Origin of the sequence: Pseudofulvimonas gallinarii, from assembly GCF_004343305.1 — a bacterium.
In the GTDB taxonomy this organism is placed as follows: Bacteria; Pseudomonadota; Gammaproteobacteria; order Xanthomonadales; family UBA2363; genus Pseudofulvimonas; species Pseudofulvimonas gallinarii.
Map to the genome: position 1 here is coordinate 72975 of NZ_SMAF01000011.1, position 23315 is coordinate 96289.

The window sequence follows — 23315 nt, forward strand, 5'->3', positions numbered from 1 at the left end:
GGTGCCAGCTGGAGGTCCGCGCGGCGGCAGGCATGTCGGGTGTCGCGCATTTGCAACGCATGGACCAGGATGAGGGAAGAGATCCATGAATGTTTTCCGTAACGTCGGCGCCACGCGCTGGCTGTCCCTGGTCGCGGTCGCCGCCATCGGCGCGGCCGCGCTCGGCGCGACGCTGACGCTGTCGGCCGCGGGGCGCGGCGAGGCCACGCTGGGCGCGATCGACTTCACGCCGCACGGCACCCAGCCTGGCCTGCTCAGTGCGATGGAATCGCCGTCCGCCTGTTTCAGCTGCCACCGCGACTTCAACGGCAGCAATGCCAGCGATTTCATGCCGCACAACACGTGGGGCGGCTCGATGATGGCGCACGCCACCCGCGACCCGCTGTTCTGGGCGGCGCTTGATGTCGCCAATGCCGACGTGCCCGGTGTGGGTGACTACTGCCTGCGCTGCCATACGCCGACCGGCTGGCTGGAAGGCCGTGTCAGCAAGACACCGGGTGGCGGCTACATTTCCGGCGAGGACGGCTGCGCGCTGACCGGCGACCATACCGACTTCGAGGGCAAGGGCAACGACTACGCCGGCCTGACCTGCCATTTCTGCCACCGGATGACGGAGACCGGCCCCGCCGGCGAGATCGCGCCGCCCGGCAACGGCAACTTCTGGATCGACGATGCCCTGAACTGCGAGACGCCGGAGGGGACGTATGGTGGCCCCTGCCGCCACGGTCCCTACACCTACGCCCCCGGCGACAAGCGCGTCGCACCACACGGCTGGGTGTATTCGTCGTTCATCGACAAGGGACCGGTCTGCGGCACCTGCCACGATGTCAGCACGCCGACCACCAGTGCCGGTCCGCTGAAGACCCTGATTCTTGCCGATGGTACCGACAGCGGCATCCCGATGCCGATCGAACGCACCTTCACCGAATGGCGACAGAGCGACTTCAGCGACGTGATCTTCCGCAACCGGCTGGGCGACGATTTCGCCTTCACGCCCCAGCTGGATCGCGGCGCCACCTGCCAGGACTGCCACATGGCCCTGTCCGAGGATCCGGCTGCGCGCGCCTGCGGCTTCCATGAGGATGGCGCCCGCGCCGGCGAGCTGCCCGTGCACGAGTTCGTCGGTGCCAATACCTGGGTGCCAGCGATCATCCGTGGCGAATACGGTGCGGCGCTCAGCGTCATCGATGACCGCGTCGACGACCTCACCCGCACCATCTCGCGTGCGCGCCGCATGCTTACCGAGCGCAGCGCCCGCGTCGAGACGACGGTGGCGCCCTTCGTGCCCGGGAGCGGCCAGCTGCAGGTGTCCGTGCGCGTCACCAACCTGGCTGGCCACAAGCTGCCCACCGGCTATGCCGAGGGCCGTCGCATGTGGCTGCACGTCGCCGCTTACGAAGGCGACGGAAAGACGCCGTTCTGGGAAAGCGGCGGCTGGAACCCGGCCACCGGCGAATTGCAGGTCGATGCGCACACGCGTGTCTATGAAACCAAGCAGGGTATCTGGAACACCACGACGCAGACCTGTGAAACCACCGATGTCCTGGGCCGCCCGCAATTCCATTTCGTGCTGAACAATTGCATCGCCAAGGACAACCGCATCCCGCCGCTGGGCTTCACCGGCGGCGGCAGCCTGGAAACGCGGCCGGTCGGCCATGTCTATCCGGAAACCTCGCCCGGTTCCGGTCGGCTGGTGAACCAGGACGTCGCGAACTACGTGGTGCCCGTCCCGCCCACGGTCAGTGGCGACGTCAGGGTCACCGCGACCCTGCGTTTCCAGATCGCCAGTGACGACTACGTCCGCTTCCTGAACAACCAGGCGGTGGAACGCAACTTCCAACCGGAGAACACGATGTGCAGCACAGGGCCTGGACGCCCCTTCACCGTTGGCCCGCAGGACAAGACGCGTGGCCAGTTCATCTACGACCTCTGGAACGACCCGGCCTACGGGCGCTCGCCGCCGGAGGACATGGCCAGCCACACCGCGAACACGGTGGTGACGCCATGAGCTGTCCGCATGTCCGCATCATGACGCTGCTGCTGGCTTCCGCCTTGGCGGCCTGTGCCGGCACGCCGCCGCGCGCGCCGCCGGCCGACGCCGCGGGCCACGCTGCCGGGCCCGTCGCCAGCGCCGCCGATCCGGCCGGCCGCCTGCGCGGCTTCCAGCTCGCCCGGCGCTATTCCGATGTCGTGCGCATCGACGGCAGGGACGTCCAGCAGCAGGTCGAGTACGGCTTCGACTACGACCGTGCCGCCACCGTGCGCCGCATCTTCGATGTCCAGGGCAGGCTGATGTCCGAGGACGTGTTCGAGGCCGAATCGTTGCGCGCCAATGCCGCCGAGGAGGCGCGTCTGCATGAACTGGTGCGGACGCATCCGCAGCTGGGTCCGATGATGGAGCAGCCCGACCTGCTGGTGCACAGCGGCGGTTTCGTCGTCCGCGAGGCCGACGATCCCTATTGCGGGCTGCACTCGCGCTGCCTGCGCTACATCGTTTCCAGGGGCGATGGCTCCATCCCGCATATCCATGCCGTGGTCGACCTGGTCAGTGACCGGGTCGTCCATCCGTTCTACGACGACAAGACGCCGGCCAAGAAGGCCCCGTAGGAGAAAGACCCGTGCGTTTCTTCAAGATGATTCCTGCGCTGCTGCTGGCAGTGACCGCGACGCCGGCGGTAATGGCGGCTTCCCCGAACTGCGCCGTCGAAGGTGGCACGCTGATGTCCTGGCCCGCCGGTGATCCGCTCTGGGAAATGTGCTGGTTGCCGCCGAACAGCAGCATCGGCCCGCGCGGATCGGGCCTGGAGCTGCGCGCCGTGCACTACCGCGGCATCCAGGTTGCACGCCGCATCCACGCGCCGATGCTGTTCGCCGAGTACCGGACTTCCACCTGCTACCGCGACTGGAAGGACCAGGGTACGCCGACGCTGGCCCATACCAGCACGCACAACACGCTGGGCGTACCGCCGGACATGAACCGGCTGGCAGCGACCTCGTGCTCGGTGTCGCAGCACCCGACCGCTTCCTACGGCACCTGTCCTTTCCAGCAGCAGACCGGCGGCGGTTATTCCTGCACCGGCAATGACGGCGTCGTCATCGAGGATCTCGGTGACCAGGTGCGCTTCGTCAGCCAGTACCGCGCCGACTGGTACATGTACGACTCGCGCATCCGTTTCTACGAGAACGGCGTGATCGAGCCGACCTTCGGCTTCGGCAACAACAACGGTACGCTCAGCAACACCACCCACTGGCATCACAACTACTGGCGCTTCGATTTCGGCATCGATGGCCAGGACAGCCATATCGTTTCCGTGAACGGCGTCGACCAGACGGTCGAGTTCCACGATGTGCGCGGCGCCCCGGGCAGCACGACCTGGGCGGTGCGCAATCCGGGCACGGGTCGCGGCTACGAGCTGGTGCCAGGTGCCAACGACTACCTGGTCGGCACCAACGAGTCCGGTCGCGGTTTCCACAACGTCGATTTCATGGCCACCCTGTACAAGCCCAATGAATACGGCGACAACCCGAACTATTCGCTCGGCGACTGCGGCATGAACCACAACGCTCTGGTCAATGGCGAGAACATCCTGGAGAAGCATGCGGTGTTGTGGTATCGCGTCGCCGTGCGCGACTCGACCGCCAACAACTGGCCGATCGGCTGCGGTGGCGCCGGCAATCCCTGCATTCCCCAGGATTCGATGGTCTGCAAGACCGCCGGTCCGCAGCTGGTGCCGGTGGGTGATTGGGGGCAGGGCGGCCAGCCCGCCGAGGAAGCCGACCTTTCCGTCGCGGTGATCTCGACGCCGGAGCCGGTGGAGGCCGGAGCGGTGGTGCGGTTCTCGGTGACCGTGTCGAATGACGGTCCGCAGGATGTCAGTGAAGCCGAAGTGACATTGTCGGTACCGGCCGTGCTTACGCTGTCGTCGCTGCGTTTCCGTGGCGCGACCGACTGGGTTTGCGCACAGGCGGGCGGTGGCGTGACCTGCACCATGGAAGTCGGTCAGATCACCGCGGGCCACGAGGCGGCCTTCCATGTCGACTTCGATGTCGACCCGGATGCGACGTCGGGTACGGTCGAGAGCCAGGCGACGGTCGGCTCCTCGCAGTGGGCCGATCCGGACACGGGCAACAATGCCGCTACCGTGTTCACCACGATCGAGGCGGTCGATCTGGATACCATTTTCGGCCACGACTTCGAATGTCGTGCCGGCGCGCCCGGCTGCCTCTGACGGTACGGGCGGCCACCGAACGGCGGGCCCGGGATTCCGGGTCCGCCCGACATGGGAGGAGTGCAGAACCCGTGAAGTTCCGAAGGTCGACAGTCCTGCTCGCCTCGATCGCACTGGCCGCCTGCGCGGCCGGCCCGGTGCGCGATGCCGGACCGCTACACCCGGCGCATGACGCCGAATCGGCGTCATCGCCGGCACTGAGCGGTTTTGTTGTCGCGCACGCCTTCCACCACGAAGTGAAGTCCGCGGGCGGCGTGCAGCGCCAGTTCGTCGAGCACGGCTGGGACTATGACCGCGCCGTGGCGGTGGAGCGCATCAGCACGCCCGAGGGCATGCTGATCGCCCGCACCGACAAGCCCGGGCTGATCCTGCGTGCCACCGACCGGGAGCTCGACGTCGCCGTCGACCTGGTCCGCCGCCATCCGGAACTTGCCGATACCGTGGCGGTGCAAGGCGCCGAATTCGAGGGCGGTTTCATCCACATGCTTCCGGATGATCCGCTGTGCCACCTGCAATCCCGCTGTGTCTACGTGCTGGTCTCGCTGGACGGTGGACGCAGGAAGATCGCCCAGGCGCTCGTCGACCTGCAGTCGTCGCGTGTCGCCTATCCCCGTTTCGATCCCGTCATGATCGACGATTGACGTCGATCCCCTGCCAGTCGAGGAAGCGCGCATGTCCAGCTCGATCGTTGCAAGGCTGTTGGTCCTGATGCTGCCGGCGATGCCGGTCCTCGCCGGTTCGCCGGCCTGCAATGCGCCCGGCGAATCGAAGCTGAGCTGGCCGGCCGACAAGCCCGTCTGGGAAATGTGCTGGTTGAAACCGGGTGACAGCGCCGGGCCCCAGGGCTCGGGCATGGAACTGCGCGATGTCCATTTCCGCGGTATTCCGGTGCTCAAGACCGCGCACTCGCCGCTGCTGTTCGCCGAATACACCAGTTCCACCTGCTACCGCGACTGGAAGGACAGCGACGTCGCCTTCGTGGCCGAACCGCAGGTGCGCAACGTGCTGGGCGAGCCGGCCGGTTTCCTTGCCACCACCAGTTGCGACCGCTCCAACCACCCGACGCAATCCTACGGCGCATGTCCGTTCCAGCTGCCCGGACGCACCGGTGCCGACTGCTTCAGCGGCATCTCCATCGAGGACATGGGTGACCATGTGGTGCTGACGTCGCAGTACAACGCTTCCTGGTACTACTACACGTCGCGGGCGATCTTCTATGCCAATGGCGGCTTCGACATGGTGTTCGGCTTCGGCAACTACAACAACACCAGCAACACGACGACGCACTGGCACCACAACTACTGGCGCCTGGATTTCGACATCGACGGTGCCGACGACAATGTCGTCAGCATCAACGACGTGGTGCAGGGCACGGAGTTCACCAGCCTGCGCAGCCAGACCGGCGGTCCCGGCGGCACCGAGCGGACCTGGGAAGTGCGCAACAGCCAGACCGGTCGCGGCTACCGCATCGTCCCGGGTGCACGCGATTACGACATACCTGCCAATGATTCCGGGCGTGGCTTCCACATGACCGACGTGATCGCCACGGCCTACAAGGCGGGCGAATACGGCGACCTGGCGAACAATCCGCTCGGCGCCTGCGCGATGAACCACGGTGCCCTTGCCAATGGGGAAAGCCTCGCCGGCCCCGGCGGCACCGGAACCGATGTGGTGATCTATTACCGTGCCGCGGTGAAGGACACCGCCGGTGTCGATGCCATGCTCTGCAAGTCGGCCGGTCCGGTGTTCGTGCCGCTGGGCGACTGGGGCGAGGACCTGGGCGTCATCTTCCAGCACGACTTCGAATGCGCGGCAGGCATGCCCGGCTGCACGCCGGTCACGGTGCCCGGTGGCGCCCACTGAGCTGCGGGCTCGTCCATGCGCTGCGGCCGCCAGGCGTCGCTGGCAGCCGTGGCCCAGCGCACGCATTCCGTCCGGTCGCGAATGGCTGCACGCCGTTACACTTGGGGTGGAGCTGCCGCCATCGCCCCCTCACGCGGCTCGCCGGAATGGGTGGCACCGTTGCAGCGTCCGTGAACGGGTGAAAAGAATCACCGGCCTGGTGCCGGTGGTGTCCAAAGGTTCGAGAACATGAAAATGCGTGGACATACCGGCGCGGCGCGCTGGCTGACTCTTGCAGTCGTTGCGGTTGCCGGCATGGCGGCCCTGGCGGCGGGTCTCACCTGGTCCGCCTCCGCTGGCCACCCGCCTGCGGGCGCTCCCGTCGATTTCACGCCGCACGGCACCCAGCCCGGCCTCGTCCACCAGGTCGAGGACCATGCCGCCTGTTCGGGCTGCCACGCTTCGTGGTCGCCGGGTACCAACCCGACCGAGTTCATGCCTTACAACACCTGGTCCGGTTCGATGATGGCGCAGTCCATGCGCGACCCGTTGTTCTGGGCCGCCCTCGATGTCGCCAACGCCGACATCCCCGGCGTAGGCGATTACTGCCTGCGATGCCATACGCCGCAGGGCTGGCTGGACGGCCGCGTCAGCAAAACGACCATCGGCACGCTCGTGGACGGCGCCGATGGCTGCCTGCTCGAGGGCCAGCATGACGCCGCCTACTACATGTCGCCGAACGACTACGGCGGTGTCACCTGCCATTTCTGCCATCGCCTGACCGAGACCGGCCCGAACGGCGAGATCGCTCCGCCCGGCAGCGGCAATTTCTGGCTTGACGACAACGCGACCTGCGAGAACTCGCAGGGCACGCAGCCAGGGCCGTGCCGTTACGGACCCTACGACTACGGCGCCGGCGACACGCGCCTGCCGCCGGGTGGCCACACCTGGAAATACTCGTCTTTCCACGATCGCGGTTCAGTCTGTGGCGTCTGCCACGACGTGACCACGCCGATCACCAGCAACGGTCCGGCGAAGACGTTGATCCTCGCCGACGGCAGCGACACCGGCATCCCGATGCCGCTGGAGCGCACCTTCAGCGAATGGCGGCACAGCGCTTACGCCGATGTGATCTTCCGCAACCGCATGGGCGACGACTTCGGTTTCACGCCACAGCTGGAGCGCGGCGCGACCTGCCAGGACTGCCACATGGCGAATTCGCCGGATCCGCTGGCGACCGCCTGCAACCAGAACGATCCGGGCTCGCGCGCCGGCAACCTGCCGGTGCATGAGTTCGTCGGCGGCAACACCTGGGTGCCGCCGATGATCCGCGACCTGTATGCCCTGAACATCGGCGATACCACGGCGGATGCACTGGACCGCACGGTCGATCTCGCCCGCCACATGCTCTCGGAGCGCAGCGCGACGGTCGAAACGTCGGCCACCGTCAGCGCACCCGGGCAGCTCGGCATCACCGTAAAGGTGACGAACCTCGCCGGCCACAAGCTGCCGACCGGTTACGCCGAAGGCCGCCGCATGTGGCTGCACGTCGTGGTTCGTGACGGCGCCAACAACATCCTGTGGCAGAACGGCTACTGGAATCCGGCAACCGGAGAGCTGAGCGAAGATGCGCAGACGCGTGTCTACGAGACGCTCCAGGGCATCTGGAACCCGGCCACCCAGACCTGCGACATCGTCGACGGGCAGGGCCGCAAGCAGTTCCACTTCGTGCTCAACAACTGCATCGCCAAGGACAACCGCATTCCGCCGCTGGGCTTCACTGGCGGTTCGAACCTGGAGATCCGCCCGGTCGGCCTGGCCTATCCGCCGGCTGCGCCGGGTTCGGCAGCCCTGGCCAACTACGATGTCGTCACCTACAACGCGCCACTGCCCGGCAGCTTCAGCGGCCAGGTGATGGTCACAGCGACGCTGCGGTTCCAGATCGCCAGCGACGACTACATCCGCTTCCTCAAGAACCAGGCCGACGAACGCGGCTTCCAGGGCGAGAACCTGATGTGTTCGGACGGCCCGGGCCGGCCGTTCAGTGTCGGTCCGCAGGGACAGACCCGTGGCGCCTTCCTTTACGACCTCTGGAACAACCCCGCCTACGGCCGTTCCCCGCCGGAGGACATGGCCAGCGCCAGCACCAGCCTGCTGGTGCGCTGACCTGTGCGTTGGTTGCACGTCGCGCGTCGCGGGCCGCGTGCCGACTCGGAATCCCTTGGCCTTCGTTGCTTGATACGGAGGCGCCCCGCGTAACCGGGGCCGTCCCTGTTCGGAGGCGGTGGCATGGCGAATTGACCGGATGCATGCCCGGCTCGCCGGCAAGCCGGTCCCGGGGAATGAAAATATTTCCTGGATCAACCCCTTAGGGCGCGCTTGCGGCGCCGGTTGGCTGCTGTTAAGTTTGCCGTGTCTCCGCGACCGTGTACGGCGCGAGTCCTCAGTGTCATTCCTTCGAGCAATAAGGGAGTAGAACATGCGCAAAAGTCTGTTAGGACTTGGCTTCGCGACAATAGTCGCCAGCCAGGCATTCCTTCTGACGCCGACCGCATCGGCGCAGACAACCTTTCAGCGGGCTGCCCATGTCGCTGCCTTAAGCACCATCGCGGCAGCCAACACATCGTCAAGGCTGCCATGGGAGGGAGTTGCCACCACACCCGTCGAAACCGTCACGTCGAGGAAACCGATTTCGGTTGCTGGCGATCCTGACATTGTCGACAGCGGACCGGTCAACCTGGTGGTGCCCGCAGGCGGCGACATGATGCTGAACCTGGTGACCGGCTTCTGGGGTCCGTGGTCTTCGAACAGCGGTGCGGACTTCAACCTTTATGCTGGCGGCACCGGCGGAGCGCTTTTCTTCTATGTGTTTGCAGACGAAGTTACCGGGCAAAGCTCGGTTGCCGACGCTCCGGGCAGCTCGCAGGTGGCAAACCTTCCTGCAGGAACCGTTGTCGGCCCGTCTTCGCCGCTGACAGGCTCCGGTCAGAACAACAGCCTGAACTGGGTCAATGGTGCGTCCGGCTATGTCGGCCTGTACTTCCGCAACGAGGTGACCGGCCAGTTCAACTATGGCTATGTCGAGCTGCAGACTACGGGCCCGAACGGCTTCCCGGCCACGATCACCCGGTATGTCTACAACTCCGCTGGCAATGCGATCACCATCCCCGGGGGCGGTGGTGGCGGCGACCCGGAAATTGGTCTGAGCGCTACTAACTTCAACTTCAGCGTACCTGCCGACACCAGCAGCAGCCAGAATCTGGTCGTCAGCAACACCGGGGCCGCCGGCAGTACGTTGAACTGGACGATCGCTGAAGCAGCGGCGGCCACCTCCGTTGCGCCCAAGCGAGCGGGCACTATCGTTCTCGGCCAGACTGTCCACGCTGACTCTAACGCCAGTTTCGGGAGAAGCGGACTTGCCGCGGGTCAGACTGGCCTTCCGATCAGCCCGCGTGGTGCCGGCTTGACGCTTTCGCAGAATACGAGCACGGTGCCGATGTCGGCCCACAGTATTGCTTGCGGCGCGAGCGGCACGACAGCGGATAACGTATTCCTGCGCCGTTTCTATTTCGACGAGCATCCGGGGCTTGAGGGTGGCGCGGACATCACCAGCGTCGACGTCAGCGTTGAAGTCGTCAACCTCGCCGACGTGCAGGCTACCGTCCAGCTGTACACGGTGCCGAGCAGCACACCGGTCGACACGATTCCGGCCTTGTCTTCGCTGACGCAGATTGGCACACACACCGTGACGATTCCTGTTGGCACAGCGTTGACCAGCGTCAACGTGCCTGTCACAGGTACGGTATCCGACACCACGGCGAATGATCTTGTGGTAGCAGTGTCGCTTCCGAGTAGCAGCGGCGTTGCAGGCTTCTATCCAGGATCGAACAATGCGGGACAGACCCATCCCGGCTTCCTCGCCTCTGTTGCATGTAGCCTCCCGAATCCAACGACATTCGCAGCCGTCGGCTTCCCCGATGTGCACCTCATCCTCACCGCCAACGCGGAACCTGCTGGCGGTGGTGGGCCGACCGGTTGCGATGCACCGCAGGATATTCCCTGGCTGACGGTCAGCAACACCGGTGGCGCGTTGGCATCCGGTGCAAGCGCGACTTCCGCCATTGGCGTGAATGCGGCGGGTATGGCGGTGGGTACGTATGAGGCTCAGCTGTGTGTTGACAGTGATGATCCGGTTACGCCGCGTGTGGCGGTCCCGGTTGCGCTGGAAGTCACAGCTGGCGGTGGCAGCAACGGTATCTATTACTCGGCCGAGCTGAATTACCCTATTCCTGCAACCCTCGATGGCACCTCGCTGAACTTCGTTACCGAGACGTTTGACGACAATGGCCCGATCAGCGGACCGTGGGATATCAATTTCTACGCGACCGGTGGCCAACTCCGTGCTTTCTACATCTCTACGTATCAGGCCCGGTTCGTCGTCGACGGTGCGGCGATTGCAGTGCTTCAGCCTGGCGACACTGTTGGGCCTTCCTCGGTATTCTCCACGGGTACCGGCATCATCAACCCGGGTGCTGCCTGGCTGGCAGGTGCCGATGCCTACATGGGTGTGCGTTTCAGTTGCGACGGCCGCCTTACACATCCGGTCCCGGGTGGCTTTTGCTACGGCTATATTCATGTGACCACGACGGGAACGACCGGCTTCCCGGCTACCATCGTCAACTATGCATTCGACGGTGACGGAAATCCGATCACCATTCCCACGGGCGGCGGTGGCAGTGGCGACCTGGTCGTCGATCCGGCGGCTGTGGTGATGGATGTTCCAGTTGGCACGGCTGACTCCGAAGTGGTCACCCTGAGCAACGAGGGCAGTACCGCCATCGACTGGAACATGATTCCGGAGATGGTCTCTGTCGTATCGGAAGACTTCGAGGGTACCTTCCCGCCGGCAGGCTGGACCCTGACGGACACCGGCACCCCGGCGTGTCCGTGGTTCCAGACCAACGGCACGTCAATGAGCGGTTTCGTACCGGGTAGCACAGGCCAGGGTGCGGCAATCGATGCTGATGCCTGCGGCAGTGGCGGTACGTACAACGCATCACTGGTTTCTGCGCCCATCGACCTGACTGGGTATGGCCAGGCAACCCTGAACTTTGACCTGTCCTACCGACACCTGTCCACGCTGAATCTGAGCGTCGATGTCAGCACCGACGGTGGTGCCACGTGGACGTCTATTCAGAGCTATTCGGGCAGTGTGGGTTACCCGGGTGCGCCAGTCGAGCAGGAAATCGACCTGTCCGCGTACGCCAACCAGACGATCCAGATCCGCTGGAACTGGCAGTCCGGCTGGACGTGGTGGGCGTGGATCGACAATGTCGAAGTCGTCGCTCGTGATTCGGCTGCCTGGCCTTTGACCTGCTGGGATCCGTCCGTTGACTGGCTGACGGTTGCGCCGACCTCCGGCACCATTGCAGCTTCGGCCGATCAGGCTGTCACCGTGAGCGTGGACGACACGTTGGCACCGGGCACCTACAACACCGAGCTGTGTATCGCTGCGGACGATGGCAGCCCGATCCCGATGGTTGTCGTGCCGGTCGAAGTGACTGTGACCGCCCCGTCGATCACTGTCGACCCGACCGAAATTTCGGCCACGGTTGATCCAGGGGACAGCGCTACGGAGACGCTGACCATCGGCAATACCGGCGACGGCGAGCTGGTGTACACGATCGACGAAGCACCAGCTGGCCTGGTCAATCCGCGTGCGCACTTCCCGGCCGTGGACCGCTCGGTAGCCGCGCCGTTCGATCCGTCCGCGTCGGCTGCGGCAGAGCAAATCCCTGCCGAAGTTCTGGCCAAGCTGGAGGCGTCGGTATCGCGTGGTCAGGAAAGCCGTGCCGCCGGATTGCGCGGCGCCACGGGTGTCCCGGCCTACACGAATACCGGTTTCTCGCGTTCCGACTACGTGTCGCTGGATGCCACCGTCCCCGGCGCGCTGACCTCTATCGTTGACCCGGCTGTCGGCACAATCTATGCCGCAACGTTCCTGGACAACGACTTCAGTCGTCAGTTCTTCATCGCGGGAACGCCGGCAACGGGTGCGATCCTGCCTGTTGGCGCGTATGGCTTCGTCGATACGGCAACCGGCACCCATACCCAGCTTGGTGTCGTTTCGACGCCGGCCGGTGCGAGCTGGACCAGCGCTGCCCAGGATCCGACCACCGGTACCGTGTATGCGGTGAGCGGGGCGGGTGCTGGCACCAACATCCTGTGGACAGTCAATCCGTCCACCGGTGCGACCACGCAGGTTGGCCCGATCTCGGGCGCGCAGCTTATTGTCGCAATTGCCATCTCGCCGGAAGGCTTGATGTACGGTCTCGACATTGGCACCGATAACCTGATCGCCATCGACAAGACCAATGGTGCCCAGGCTGTCATCGGACCGGTGGGGCAGAACGCGAACTTCGCCCAGGACATGGACTTCGACCAATCCACCGGCATCCTGTATTGGGCGGGCTACATGGGCAGTGGCAACAGCCGCATGTACACCGTGGATACCAGCACCGGTGCTGCAACGGAAATCGGTCAGATCCAGGATGGTGCCGAGCTGCTGAGCTTCAGTATCGCGGTGGCTGGTGGCAACTGCTCCGATCCGGCTGATGTCCCCTGGCTGACGCTGAGCTCCACGGGCGGAACGATTGCAGCCGGCGGTGCCGACCAGGACGTGACTGTCACGATGAACTCGGCCGGCTTGCCGGAAGGCTTGCACGAAGCCAGTATTTGCGTGCGCAGCAACGATCCGAATCGAGCGGTCGTCGAGGTCCCGGTATCGTTCATCGTCGGTGAAATCGTCGACGACAACGCTGATCTGGCGCTGACCCTGTTCAGCGTTCCGGGCACGGTCGATGCCGGTGGGTCGGCGAGCATCGTTGCGACTGTTGCGAACTTCGGTCCTGCAGATGCGGCCGACGTCGAGGTCGAGCTGGAACTGCCTGCCGAGTTCAGCTTCGTGTCCGGCCGCCTGATCGAAGGCTCGGGCAACTGGGTCTGCGCCGCCGCCGGTCAGACCGTGGCCTGCGAGCTCACCGCCGGCACCTTGCCCACTGGCTCCTTTGCCGCGGTTCTGCAGGTGGACGTCAGCGTTGCGGTCGATGCGGGTGACGGTGTTGCCGTTACCAACGGTACGGTGTCGTCCTCGAACCCGGACCCGAACGCGGGCAACAACACCGCATCCACGTCGACCACCATTATCGGCGGCCCGGGTGATTGCATCTTCGCCGATGGTTTCGAAGGTGGTACGGGTGGTTGCGGTCCCGCTGTTGACCCGGACATCGTGGACAGCGGCCCGGTAAACCTGGTCATCAATACCGGCGATGACATGCAGCTCAACATGGTGACGGGTGAGTTCGGCCCGTATAGCTCGAACAGTGGCGCCGACATCAACTGGTACCCGGGTACGGCGGGTGTGATGTTCTTCTACGTCTTTGCGGACGAAGTGGCAGATCAGTCCTCCGTGGCAGACGCCCCGGGCAGTAGTCAGGTCGCGGTGCTGCAATCCGGTGCCACTATCGGACCTGACTCGCCGCTCACCACGTCCGGACAGCAGAACACGGCCAACTGGATCGGCGGTACCTCGGGCTACATCGGCCTGAAGTTCTGGAACGAGTCCACGAACGCCTGGAACTACGGTTATGTCCAGTTCCAGACGACCGGGCCGAACGGCTTCCCGGGTACGGCTACGCGTTTCGTGTACAACAAGGCGGGTAATGCGATCACGATCCCCTGATCGGGTCGCGACAATCGGGACAGCTCGTGACGCGGGCTGTTCCCGTTAGACTGGGGCGGACCTTCGGGTCCGCCCTTTTTATGGGCACCGCTTACTCATAAGTCAGTAAATTAGGGAACCAATGTCCGCCAGTGCTGTCCAACCCGACATGAAGAGAGACGGACGCAAGGTATCGCGAGCGGCGCTGGAAGAGATGCGTCTCATGGCACTGGATCGCATGCGCGAAGGCGAGTCGCCGGCTGACGTTGCCGCCTCGTTCGGCCTGCATCGCGGTTGGGCCTACAAGGTCCTGGCTCGGGCGAAGGGCCAGGGGCGCGGCAAGCGTGCCTTGCTGTCCCGCAAGGCGACGGGTCGCCCCCGCACGCTGACGCCGGCCCAGGAGCGCCAGGTTGAACCGCCCCGGCTTTCGTGGAGGTTGTTTGGTTTAAGTCACACGGTTTCGGCGACCCTGGTTTCGGTCAGTCGCCGGTAGTAGTTTGCCTCGGCTTCCGCCGGCGGGATATAGCCAATCGGCGCAAACAGACGTTGCGTGTTGAACCAGGCTACCCATTCAAGCGTCGCCAGCTCGACTGCTGCCTTCGTCCTCCATGGCCCGCGGCGGTGGATGAGCTCCGCCTTGTACAACCCGTTGATCGTCTCGGCCAGGGCGTTGTCGTAGCTGTCGCCGCGACTGCCCACGGACGGTTCGATGCCGGCTTCGGCGAGGCGTTCGCTGTAGCGGATGGACACGTATTGCGACCCGCGGTCGCTATGGTGGGTCAGGGTGCCATCACGTTCCGGACGCCGGGCATACAGCGCCTGTTCCAGTGCATCGAGCACGAAGTCGGTGCGCATGGAATCGCTGACGCGCCAGCCGACAATTCGGCGGGCGAAGACATCAACGACGGACGCGACGTACAACCATCCTTGCCAGGGTCGAGACGTAGGTGAAGTCCGACACCCACAATTGGTTCGGTCGATCCGCCCGGAACTGCCGATTGACCTTGTCGAGCGGACAGGGCGCACCGCGATCACTGATCGTCGTACGAACGATCTTGCCGCGCCTGACGCCCTGCAAGCCCTGCTTGCGCATCAGCCGCTCAACGGTGCATCGCGCTACCGTGATGCCTTCCCGGCCAAGCTGTTTCCACACCTTGTCGGCCCCGTAGACCTGCAGGTTCGCTCGCCAAACCCGCTGAATCTCGGGCGCCAACGCCTCGTCGCGCTGCGCTCTTGCCGGACGTCGCTCAGGCTCGCGCTGGCGAGCCGCATGACGCCGGTAGCCGGACGGGGCGATCTGCAGGGCCCTGCAGATCGGCTCGACCCCGAACGTATCCCGGTGCGTATCGACAAATGCCCTCAGGACTTCAGCCGGCGGTCGAGCTCCGCCTGGGCCAAAAAAGCGCTGGCCAGCTTGAGGATCTCGTTGGCGCGGCGTAGCTCCCGGTTCTCACGTTCGAGCTCCTTGACGCGCTTGGTCTCAGCCGTCGTAACGCCGGAACGCACGCCGCTGTCGATCTCGTGCCGCTGCACCCAGGTCAACAGCGTCTGCGGGACACAGCCGATCTTCGGCGCAATCGACTCGATGGCCGCCCACAAAGACGGGTACTCGGCCCGGTGCTCTTGCACCAGCCGGACCGCCCGCTCACGCACCTCTGGGGAAAACTGCTTCGACTTGCTCATGGCTCCATTCTCTCAAGAGTTGGAGCCTCCACGATTCCCGGGGCGGTTCACTACAGGAATTCGGCGCGGATATCGATGCTGTCGCGGCGGCCGACATCGCGGAAATGCTGCTTCAGCCACGCTGCGGCGGTTGCGCGGCCGCTTTCGTACAGGCTGTCCAGCAGTTGCGGATCCGGACTCAGCTTGCCGGTACCATCCAGCGCGGACATGGCTTCGTCATCCCGGATAGAGTGCACGTACATGCGCCTGAGCCGGCCGGCGTACTCGTCCTTGAGCCAGCCCTGCTCGACCAGACGGGCGGCGAACGCGATCGCGCGCATCTCGCGCATCAGCGAGGAGTTGAAGGTGATCTCGTTCACTCGGAGGGCGATTTCCGAAGGCGTCCTTGGAACCGTCTCCCGCCGGATCGGATTGACGTGGACGATGACGATGTCCTGCGTCCTCGTGCGATAGAACAGCGGATAGAGCGCGGGATTGCCCATGTAGCCGCCATCCCAGTACGCCTCGCCGTCGATCTCGACGGCCTTGAACAGCTGCGGCAGGCAGGCGGACGCCAGGACCGCATCCGCACCCAGCTCGTTGTTGTCGAAGATCCTGACCTTGCCGCTGCGCACGTTCGTCGCGCAGATGAACAGCTTGAGGCAGCTCTCATCGGCGAGTGCACGGAATTCGACGTGGCGCTCGAGCAGTTGGCGCAGCGGGTCGAAATTCCAGGGGTTGAACTGGTAGGGCGACAGCAGCCGGCCCCAGGTTTCCATCACCGTCTGCATGCCCGCGGCGGCGATCTGTGGGTCGATGCCGAACAGCGACAGCATGCTGTCCGGCGGCCTTGCTGCGCGCCACAGCAATCCCGAACGCCCGACATCATTCCAGAATGCGGCGAGCGCATCACGGGCGCCTTGGCGCCCGCCTTTCAACAGGCCATGTGCGAGTACAACGGCGTTCATCGCGCCGGCACTGGCGCCGCAGACGCCCTCGAACCGGACACGCCGGTCTTCAAGGAGCGCATCCAGTGCGCCCCAGGTGAAGGCGCCATGGGCGCCGCCACCCTGCAGGGCGAGGTTGACGGTGCGTAGGCCGTTGCCGCGGCTCACCGCGCGGTCCAGCCACCGTCCAGGGTGATGGTCGTGCCCGTCATGTTGCCGGCGCCGGGTCCACAAAGGAAGCGGACCGCGTCGGCGATGTCTTCCGGCCGCGTGAAGCGCAGTGACGGCTGTTTCTCGGCGAGCAGGGCGCGTTCGGCCTCCTTCACCGGAATGCCCTCCCGGGCGGCGCGGTCGTCGATCTGCTTCTGCACCAGCGGCGTCAGCACCCAGCCGGGACAGACCGCATTGCAGGTGATGTCCGCTTCGGCATTTTCCAGCGCCACCACCTTGGTCAGGCCGATGATGCCGTGCTTGGCGGCGACATAGGCGGACTTTGAATCGGATGCCACCAGTCCGTGTACCGAGGCGATGTTGATGATGCGGCCGTGGCCGCGGGCCTGCATCCCCGGCAGGGCGACCCGCATGGCATGGAACGCCGCCGACAGGTTGATGGCGATGATGGCGTCCCATTTGGCCGCCGGGAACGCCTCGACGCGGGCGACATGCTGGATGCCGGCGTTGTTGACCAGGATGTCGATGCGGCCGAAGCGCTGCTCGGTGGCGGCTACCATCGCTTCCACCTGCGCGGTTTCGCTGAGGTCGGCATCGCTGTAGTCGACCTCGCCGCCGTGGGCCGCCACCTGCTCGCGTGCCTGCGTGATCTGTTCGGGCGAGCCCAGGCCATTGAGCATGACCTGGCAACCGGCGCGGGCCAGTCCTTCGGCAACGGCCAGGCCGATGCCGCTGGTGGATCCGGTAACGAGCGCAACCTTTTCCTTGAGCATGGGGTTCTCCAGAAAGACCCGCGCATTATCGGTGCTGCGTGCGGCCACGGCACCCCGGACCTTCGGGAAGCACCCGGTGCCGCCGCAATGGACGCGAGGTGCCGGCCTGCTTCAGTCCGGCCGGACGCCGAGCAGGATGTCGCGGGCGCGGAGGGTGTCGAACAGGCCTCGTCCGTGCTGGAGCAGCGCGGCCGGATCGAGTCCGCTTTCGGCCGCCAGCCGGCACAGGTGGGCTTCGCCGCTGCAGCCGGGTTGCGCCTCGATCAGGGCCAGCAGCCGCAGCGTCATCGCATTGGCTTCCAGGAAACCGACCTGGTCGCGACGATCGCGGACGATGACCAGGCAAGTCGCTTGCGCTGGCGCCGTGGATCCGGGGCGGGCGTCCGCGCGCAGGCGGTGAACCGGCCAGCGATAGACCAGCGGCCAGACCAGGGGCGACAGCACCGGCACGCCGCCGACCAGGTCGCCGTCCGCCGCAGGCGGTCCGTCGGCCAGATCCGTTTCGGCGTTGCGGGCGACGACTTCCATCCACTCGTAATGGGCCAGCTCGGCCTGCCACGCCGGAATGGCAGGCCCGTCGCCGGCGCATTCCCGAGCAAGCCAGCGAACGAATTCGCGCCCCAGTTCCGGAAACAGCGGCGTCCTGGCTCGATGGCGGCTGTACCAGTCGCGCACACGGGCGCGCCATCCGGCCTCGTCGTACATCGAACGCAACACGGGGAAGTTGCCGGCCAGCAACGACACCACGTTGTTGAAAAACAGTTCGCGGTAGACCTGCACGCGGCGGTCTTCCAGTCCTGCCGGCGTCGGATGCGCGGACGGATTGCGCAGGTGCAGGGCGAACGCCTGCTGCATCGCCTCGCGGCGCGTCGGCGTGTCAGCCATGCAGGCGCTGCACCGGGTTGTCGTCGCGGCTGGTCGCGTGGGCGGCCTGGCGCGAACGGATGTGCTCCACCTCGAGCAGCAGCGTCGGCAGTGGCGGAATGTTGAAGTCGCGCTCCAGCAGTGTCGGTCGCAGGCCATGGATCGCGTACGTCGCGTCGAGCAGTCGCCACACCGGGTCGATCACGTCGGCGCCATGGGTGTCGATGATCAGGTCTTCGGCTTCACGATAGTGGCCGGCGACATGGATGTACCGGATGCGCCCGCCCGGCAGCGCGCGCAGGAATTCCACTGGATCGTAGCGATGGTTGACGCTGTTGACGTAGACGTTGTTGACGTCGAGCAGCAGGTCGCAGTCGGCGGCATCAAGGACGGCGAGGATGAATTCCAGTTCCGTCAGGTCGGTGGCCAGCGCCGTATAGAACGACGCGTTCTCGACCGCGATGCGCCGGCCGAGCAGGTCCTGTGCCTGCCGGATGCGGCCGGCGACGTGCGCCACCGCTTCCTCCGTGAAGGGAATCGGCAGCAGGTCATACAGGTGGCCATCGTCGCTGCACCAGCTGAGGTGTTCGGAATACACCGGCACCCGGTGCAGGTCGAGGAAGCGACGGATGCGCTGCAGAAGCGTTTCGTCCAGGGGCGCCGGGCCGCCCAGCGACAGCGAAAGGCCGTGGCAATACAGCGGCCAGCGCTCCGACAGCTGGCGCAGGCGGCGGCCGGCAGTGCCGCCGACGCAGATCCAGTTTTCCGGCGCCACTTCCAGGAAGTCGACGACACCGGTTGCCGACGCCTCCAGCGGACCCATCAGGGTCCGCCGGAAGCCCAGTCCCGCGCCGTGGTCGGACAGGTCGGCGCTCACTTCTTTGCGTGGCGCCGGTTCAGCGGCTTCCGCCGCACTTGCCTTCACCACATTTGCCTTCGCCGCACTTGCCTTCCTCGTGCGCGTGATGGAAGGCGGCGGCTTCCTCGGCCGAGATCAGTCCGTCGCCGTTTGCGTCGACCTGGGCGAACTTGTCGGCGGGCTTGCCGGCGGCATCCCATTCGGCGCGCGAGATCGAACCGTCGCCGTCGGTGTCCAGCTTGTCCATGCCGCAGCGTCCTTCACCACACTTGCCTTCGCCGCACTTGCCTTCTTCACCGGCCAGCTGGTAGCCGGTGCCAAGATCGTTGAGCACGAACGGGTTGCCTGCGGCCGCCAGTCCGGCCGAGCCCAGCAGGGCGAGACCGACGGCGGCGCCAAGAGGTTTGACGAGTTTTGTGGACATGGGTGGATCCTCTGTCGTGGATGTCAGGGTCGCATGACGACCGGGTGTCCCGCGTCGCAAACGTAGGGCGGGCGGACGCCGGAAGCCTAGCGCGATTGGCCCGCGATGGCGTGAAATTTCCGCTGTCTCCGTTCACGGAACGCACCGGGTCGGTGACGCAGTGCGACAAGTGAAGCGGCACGACGGTTCGCCAGTGGTCAGAAACGGTAGTGCAGGCGCAGTCCATGGATGGCACCGGCATCGTCGTCGGGGCTGGTCGATACCTGCGCCTGCAGGCGCCACCTGCTTGCGAAACTCCAGCTGGCGCCGAGCGCCGTGCTCCGACCCGCCTGTGTCCGACCGGCTTGGTCTTCGACGGACAGCCACGACAGGCGCGCCACCAGTTCGAAGACGCCGGCCGCGGAGCTGCCGGTCGCCGACCTGAAAAGGCCGTCGCGGTAGCTGCGCGATTGCCCACCCGGCCGCCAGCTGGCCATCAGGTAGGTGCCTGCCCCATCGATATCGGGCAGCGGGCCGGCGGCGGTTGCGCTGCGCTCACGATATGCACGCAGGCGCGCGTATTCCGCCTGCACGGTCCAGGGCCCGCGATCCCAGGCCGCTTCCAGTGCAATCCGGTCGACGCGATCCGGCTGGTCGATCTCACCGCTGTCGGCGCCCACCAGCGGCAGGCCCGAAACATCGGGCCGACCGCGCAGACGAAGTGATCCTACGCCAGTCACGTCCGCCGCCGATACCCAGGTGCAGCTGACCCATTCCGTAGATGCCCCGAAGGCGCGGGTCGCCCGCGCATACAGCCCGGCGCCCCGCTCCTGGCGATCAAGGCTGTCGCCGGCCGCGAACACGGTGTAGTGCGAGGCGCCGCGCGCCGCCGACCACTTCACGCCGACACGCCGGCCCGGCAGCAACGTCGACAATGATGCGCGTTCCAGCAGGGCGACGTCGCGATGACTGCCGAAGGTTTCCAGGCCCAGCGGTGCTTTCACCTGGCCGATGCGCAGGCGCTGGGCGCCGGTGAACGGAACCTGCAGTGCGACATCGGCCCAGGTGCCAGCGGCGAAGTCGTAGTCGACCTTGAAGGCAATGCCCTGCGGCGATACCAGCGTGGCGGCCACTCGCTGGCGACGGAACCCGTCGTCGTCGAGTGGCCCGGCGTGCAGCGCCTGGTACTGCACGCTGGCCGATGTGGCGAGCCGCCAGCCCTCGGCAATGCCAGCTTGGCGGCCAGTCCGCGGAGAATGCCGTGGCTGCGGGCAGCAGGGACAACAGGGCAGTGACCGGACGAAGCGCAGTGGGTCGCCGGCGGTTCGCGCGGTCGGGCATCGTGTATGGCCGATGTGGCAGCCGCATGTCAGGACGCGGCTTTCCGCTTCCGTGACGTGGACGCGCGCGGCCTGGCGATTGTTGCGGTCGTGTCCGCAGGCGTGCGCAGCCGCTGCGGATAGCGGCAGAGGTCGGCGACGATGCACTGCGGGCAGCGCGGCTTGCGTGCCTGGCAGGTGTAGCGGCCGTGCAGGATCAGCCAGTGGTGGGCGTGCTGCCGGTATTGCTGCGGCACGACCTTGAGCAGTTGCCGCTCGACATCGAGTGGGGTCTTGCCGCGGGCCAGCCCGGTGCGGTTGCCGACCCGGAAGATGTGCGTGTCCACCGCGATGGTCGGCTGTCCGAAAGCGATGTTCAGCACCACGTTCGCGGTCTTGCGCCCGACGCCGGGCAGCGCCTCCAGGTCCTCGCGATTGCCCGGCACTTCGCCGCCATGGCGTTCGAGGAGGAGGCGGCAGGTCGCGATGATGTTCTTCGCCTTGGCGTGGTACAGGCCGATCGTGGAAATGTAGCGTTTCAGTCCCCCCTCGCCGAGGTCGAGGATCGCCTGCGGCGTGTTCGCCACCGGAAACAGCTTGCGCGTCGCCTTGTTGACGCCGACATCGGTGGCCTGCGCGGACAGCGCCACCGCGACGAGCAGTTCGAAGGTCGAGCCGTATTCCAGTTCGGTGCGCGGCTCCGGGTCCAGCTCGGCAAGGCGACGGAAGAATTCGACGCGGTCGGCTGCCTTCATGCCCGCTGCCTCCGTGCAACGGCGTTGCGAATCGCGCCAACAGCCGCCAGCAACAGGGCCAGGGCGACCAGGCTGGCTGCTGGGGACCGCCAGGGCAGGGCGGCCGCGGCCCTTCCGGCCGGGTCGGACAGCAGTCGCCACTCCAGCGCCAGGCCGCCGTGCTGAAGTGCCGCGTGTATGCAGGCCAGTCCCCATGCCAGCAGCAGCGCCGGCCACATGCGCTGGACTCGTGGCAGGTCCCCGCCCTGCGACAGGAACTGCAGGCCGCACAGCACCAGCATCGGCAGTGCCGCCGCCACCTGCAGGTGCAGTGCCGGCGCGAATGCACGCAGCAGCAGGTCGATGAGGCCGGCCAGGCCGGCGGCGGCCAGCACGGGGATCAGGTGAAAGCCAGGCGTGTCGGCGCACGGATCCCGCCGCTGCCTGGCAAAGGTCGCGGCACCGGTGCACAGAACGGCGGCCAGCAGCAGCGTTGCGCCGGTCACCGGCCCGGTGCAGGCCGGGAGCAGGGGCCACAGCGGCAGCCAAAGGAGGGCGGCGTCCCCCGGGAAAGGCGTTGTCGAAGCAGGCATGCGGGCATTGTAGGTCTCGTCGTGGCGGCCCGGGCACGGCGATCCGGCCGGGAATCCCCACCGGCCGTGATCCATGTCACACATTCGTCGTCCAGGGCGTACCACCCCACGCGGTCATCGCAATCGGCGCGCACACGCCTCCGCCGGGACAGCAGCCGCGCCGTCCCCATCCCCCAAGGAGTAGAAGCGTCATGGGCAATATCGGGTTGTACCCCGGCCGGCGGGTCTGGAAGTCAGCGGGGCTGGTCCTGCTGATCGCGTCCGGCCAGGCGGCATGGGCCGCACACGCGGTGGACAAGACCGTGGCGGACCTGGTCGCCGAAGCGGATCGCATCGAGATCGTCCGCCTGGAAGCAGCGTCCTCGCGCTGGAGCCAGCGCGGCAATCTCATCGTCACTGACCTGCACTTCCTGCGCGATCGCGATCTGCTCGGCGAGCGCGCCGCGGGTGAACGGTTCCTCCTCACCCAGGGCGGCGGAACGATCGGCATCGAGGGCCACCGCGTGAGCGGCAATCCCGAGCTGCAGTCCGGCACCCGCTATCTGGTGTTCATCGACCGCGAGCAGGGTGAACTGTTTTCGCCCTTCGTGGCGGGCGAACAGGGTGTCTACCGCCTCGACGCCGATGGCATGGCGCACGCGCTTTCCGGTCTCGACAGCGTCCATGCCGACGAACTGCTGGACGATGTCCATGCGCTGGTGGTCGAGCGCGCCGGCGCACCGGCACGACGCTATCAGCCAACCCGAAGCGGCGACACGACCTATCCCGCGAAGGCCTGGGTGCCGCAGTCCATTGCGCGTCCGGCTGATCCGGCCAGCGCACATGCACCGCTGGATGAACCCGCTCCGGCCCAACCGGCTGGTGGCATCGGCGGGTCGACGGTCGCCGGGGAATCCGATCGGGGTGTCGATGTATCGCCGCCGTGGTCGGTGCCGCGTTACCACTATGGTCCGACGGTGTCGTTTCCGGTCGTGTACGACGAGCTGCCGCACGAGTGGACCTGGAGTCCCCACGACCAGTACCAGATGTCGGCATGGAACGACATCGTCAACGGCAATCTTTTTCTGGCTCATCGCGGATTCGTGTGGGTGATTTCGGGCCATAGAGGTTGCCAAGGTCCCTGTAATCCAGCCATCTTGTGGGCGCAGGAAGGCGGTTGATTCCTGCACTGACCTTGTGAACAGGATTTGCCGATGAAA

16 protein-coding genes, 2 pseudogenes and 1 other annotated feature are annotated in these 23315 nt (G+C 66.0%); of the genes and pseudogenes, 9 read left to right on the plus strand and 9 right to left on the minus strand.

Annotated features, from left to right (window positions below; all coding sequences use genetic code 11):
• The first annotated feature begins 85 nt into the window (after positions 1-85).
• The 8 genes and pseudogenes from EDC25_RS08935 to EDC25_RS08970 form a co-directional block, all read left to right on the plus strand.
• Complete coding sequence (locus tag EDC25_RS08935) at positions 86-2008, plus strand: hypothetical protein (RefSeq protein WP_132577428.1); 1923 nt, start codon at positions 86-88, stop codon at positions 2006-2008.
• A complete protein-coding gene (locus tag EDC25_RS08940) occupies positions 2005-2607 on the plus strand; it encodes a hypothetical protein (protein ID WP_132577429.1) in 603 nt (200 codons plus the stop codon). The genes EDC25_RS08935 and EDC25_RS08940 overlap by 4 nt, the downstream gene beginning before the upstream one ends.
• A gap of 11 nt (positions 2608-2618) precedes the next feature.
• Complete coding sequence (locus tag EDC25_RS08945; RefSeq protein WP_132577430.1) at positions 2619-4229, plus strand: DUF11 domain-containing protein; 1611 nt, start codon at positions 2619-2621, stop codon at positions 4227-4229.
• A gap of 71 nt (positions 4230-4300) precedes the next feature.
• Positions 4301-4870, plus strand: coding sequence for a hypothetical protein (locus EDC25_RS08950; protein ID WP_132577431.1), 570 nt, complete (start codon positions 4301-4303; stop codon positions 4868-4870).
• A 31-nt stretch (positions 4871-4901) separates the two neighbouring features.
• Positions 4902-6092 (plus strand): hypothetical protein, encoded by a 1191-nt coding sequence (locus EDC25_RS08955; protein ID WP_123521471.1) that lies wholly within the window; start codon positions 4902-4904, stop codon positions 6090-6092.
• Between the two features lie 228 nt (positions 6093-6320).
• Positions 6321-8237, plus strand: a complete 1917-nt coding sequence (locus tag EDC25_RS08960; protein WP_132577432.1) for a hypothetical protein — start codon at positions 6321-6323, stop codon at positions 8235-8237.
• Positions 8238-8550: 313 nt separating this feature from the next.
• Positions 8551-13812 (plus strand): choice-of-anchor J domain-containing protein, encoded by a 5262-nt coding sequence (locus EDC25_RS08965; RefSeq protein ID WP_132577433.1) that lies wholly within the window; start codon positions 8551-8553, stop codon positions 13810-13812.
• A 121-nt stretch (positions 13813-13933) separates the two neighbouring features.
• Positions 13934-14203: pseudogene (locus EDC25_RS08970) on the plus strand (helix-turn-helix domain-containing protein); the annotation flags it as partial.
• 38 nt (positions 14204-14241) lie between these two features.
• Here EDC25_RS08970 and EDC25_RS08975 read toward each other — a convergent pair.
• The 9 genes and pseudogenes from EDC25_RS08975 to EDC25_RS09015 all read right to left on the minus strand — a co-directional run bounded on the left by EDC25_RS08975 (position 14242) and on the right by EDC25_RS09015 (position 22116).
• A pseudogene (locus EDC25_RS08975) lies at positions 14242-15474 on the minus strand (IS3 family transposase).
• Positions 15080-15196 (minus strand) — a sequence feature (AL1L pseudoknot). (Overlaps the previous pseudogene by 117 nt.)
• Positions 15475-15524: 50 nt before the next feature.
• Positions 15525-16568: a patatin-like phospholipase family protein gene (locus EDC25_RS08980; RefSeq protein WP_132577434.1), complete on the minus strand. Its 1044-nt coding sequence runs from the start codon at positions 16566-16568 to the stop codon at positions 15525-15527.
• Positions 16565-17344: a 3-hydroxybutyrate dehydrogenase gene (locus EDC25_RS08985; protein ID WP_123520798.1), complete on the minus strand. Its 780-nt coding sequence runs from the start codon at positions 17342-17344 to the stop codon at positions 16565-16567. Before EDC25_RS08985 ends, EDC25_RS08980 begins: the two co-directional genes overlap by 4 nt.
• A 111-nt stretch (positions 17345-17455) precedes the next feature.
• On the minus strand, positions 17456-18229 hold the full coding sequence (locus EDC25_RS08990) for an HvfC family RiPP maturation protein (protein WP_132577435.1): 774 nt from the start codon (positions 18227-18229) through the stop codon (positions 17456-17458).
• Positions 18222-19085, minus strand: coding sequence for an HvfB family MNIO-type RiPP peptide maturase (locus EDC25_RS08995; protein WP_123520802.1), 864 nt, complete (start codon positions 19083-19085; stop codon positions 18222-18224). Before EDC25_RS08995 ends, EDC25_RS08990 begins: the two co-directional genes overlap by 8 nt.
• Before the next feature lie 19 nt (positions 19086-19104).
• On the minus strand, positions 19105-19491 hold the full coding sequence (locus tag EDC25_RS09000) for an HvfA family oxazolone/thioamide-modified RiPP metallophore (RefSeq protein WP_123520799.1): 387 nt from the start codon (positions 19489-19491) through the stop codon (positions 19105-19107).
• Positions 19492-19688: 197 nt separating this feature from the next.
• Positions 19689-20663, minus strand: a complete 975-nt coding sequence (locus EDC25_RS09005; protein ID WP_164483875.1) for a porin — start codon at positions 20661-20663, stop codon at positions 19689-19691.
• A 176-nt stretch (positions 20664-20839) separates the two neighbouring features.
• A complete protein-coding gene (gene nth / locus EDC25_RS09010; RefSeq protein ID WP_123520800.1) occupies positions 20840-21544 on the minus strand; it encodes an endonuclease III in 705 nt (234 codons plus the stop codon).
• Positions 21541-22116 carry a hypothetical protein gene (locus EDC25_RS09015; RefSeq protein ID WP_123520801.1) on the minus strand — a complete coding sequence of 192 codons (576 nt, stop codon included), beginning with the start codon at positions 22114-22116 and terminating at the stop codon, positions 21541-21543. Before EDC25_RS09015 ends, nth begins: the two co-directional genes overlap by 4 nt.
• 191 nt (positions 22117-22307) lie before the next feature.
• Here EDC25_RS09015 and EDC25_RS09020 point away from each other — a divergent pair, with 191 nt between their 5' ends.
• On the plus strand, positions 22308-23276 hold the full coding sequence (locus EDC25_RS09020; protein WP_132577436.1) for a hypothetical protein: 969 nt from the start codon (positions 22308-22310) through the stop codon (positions 23274-23276).
• Positions 23277-23315 lie beyond the last annotated feature (39 nt).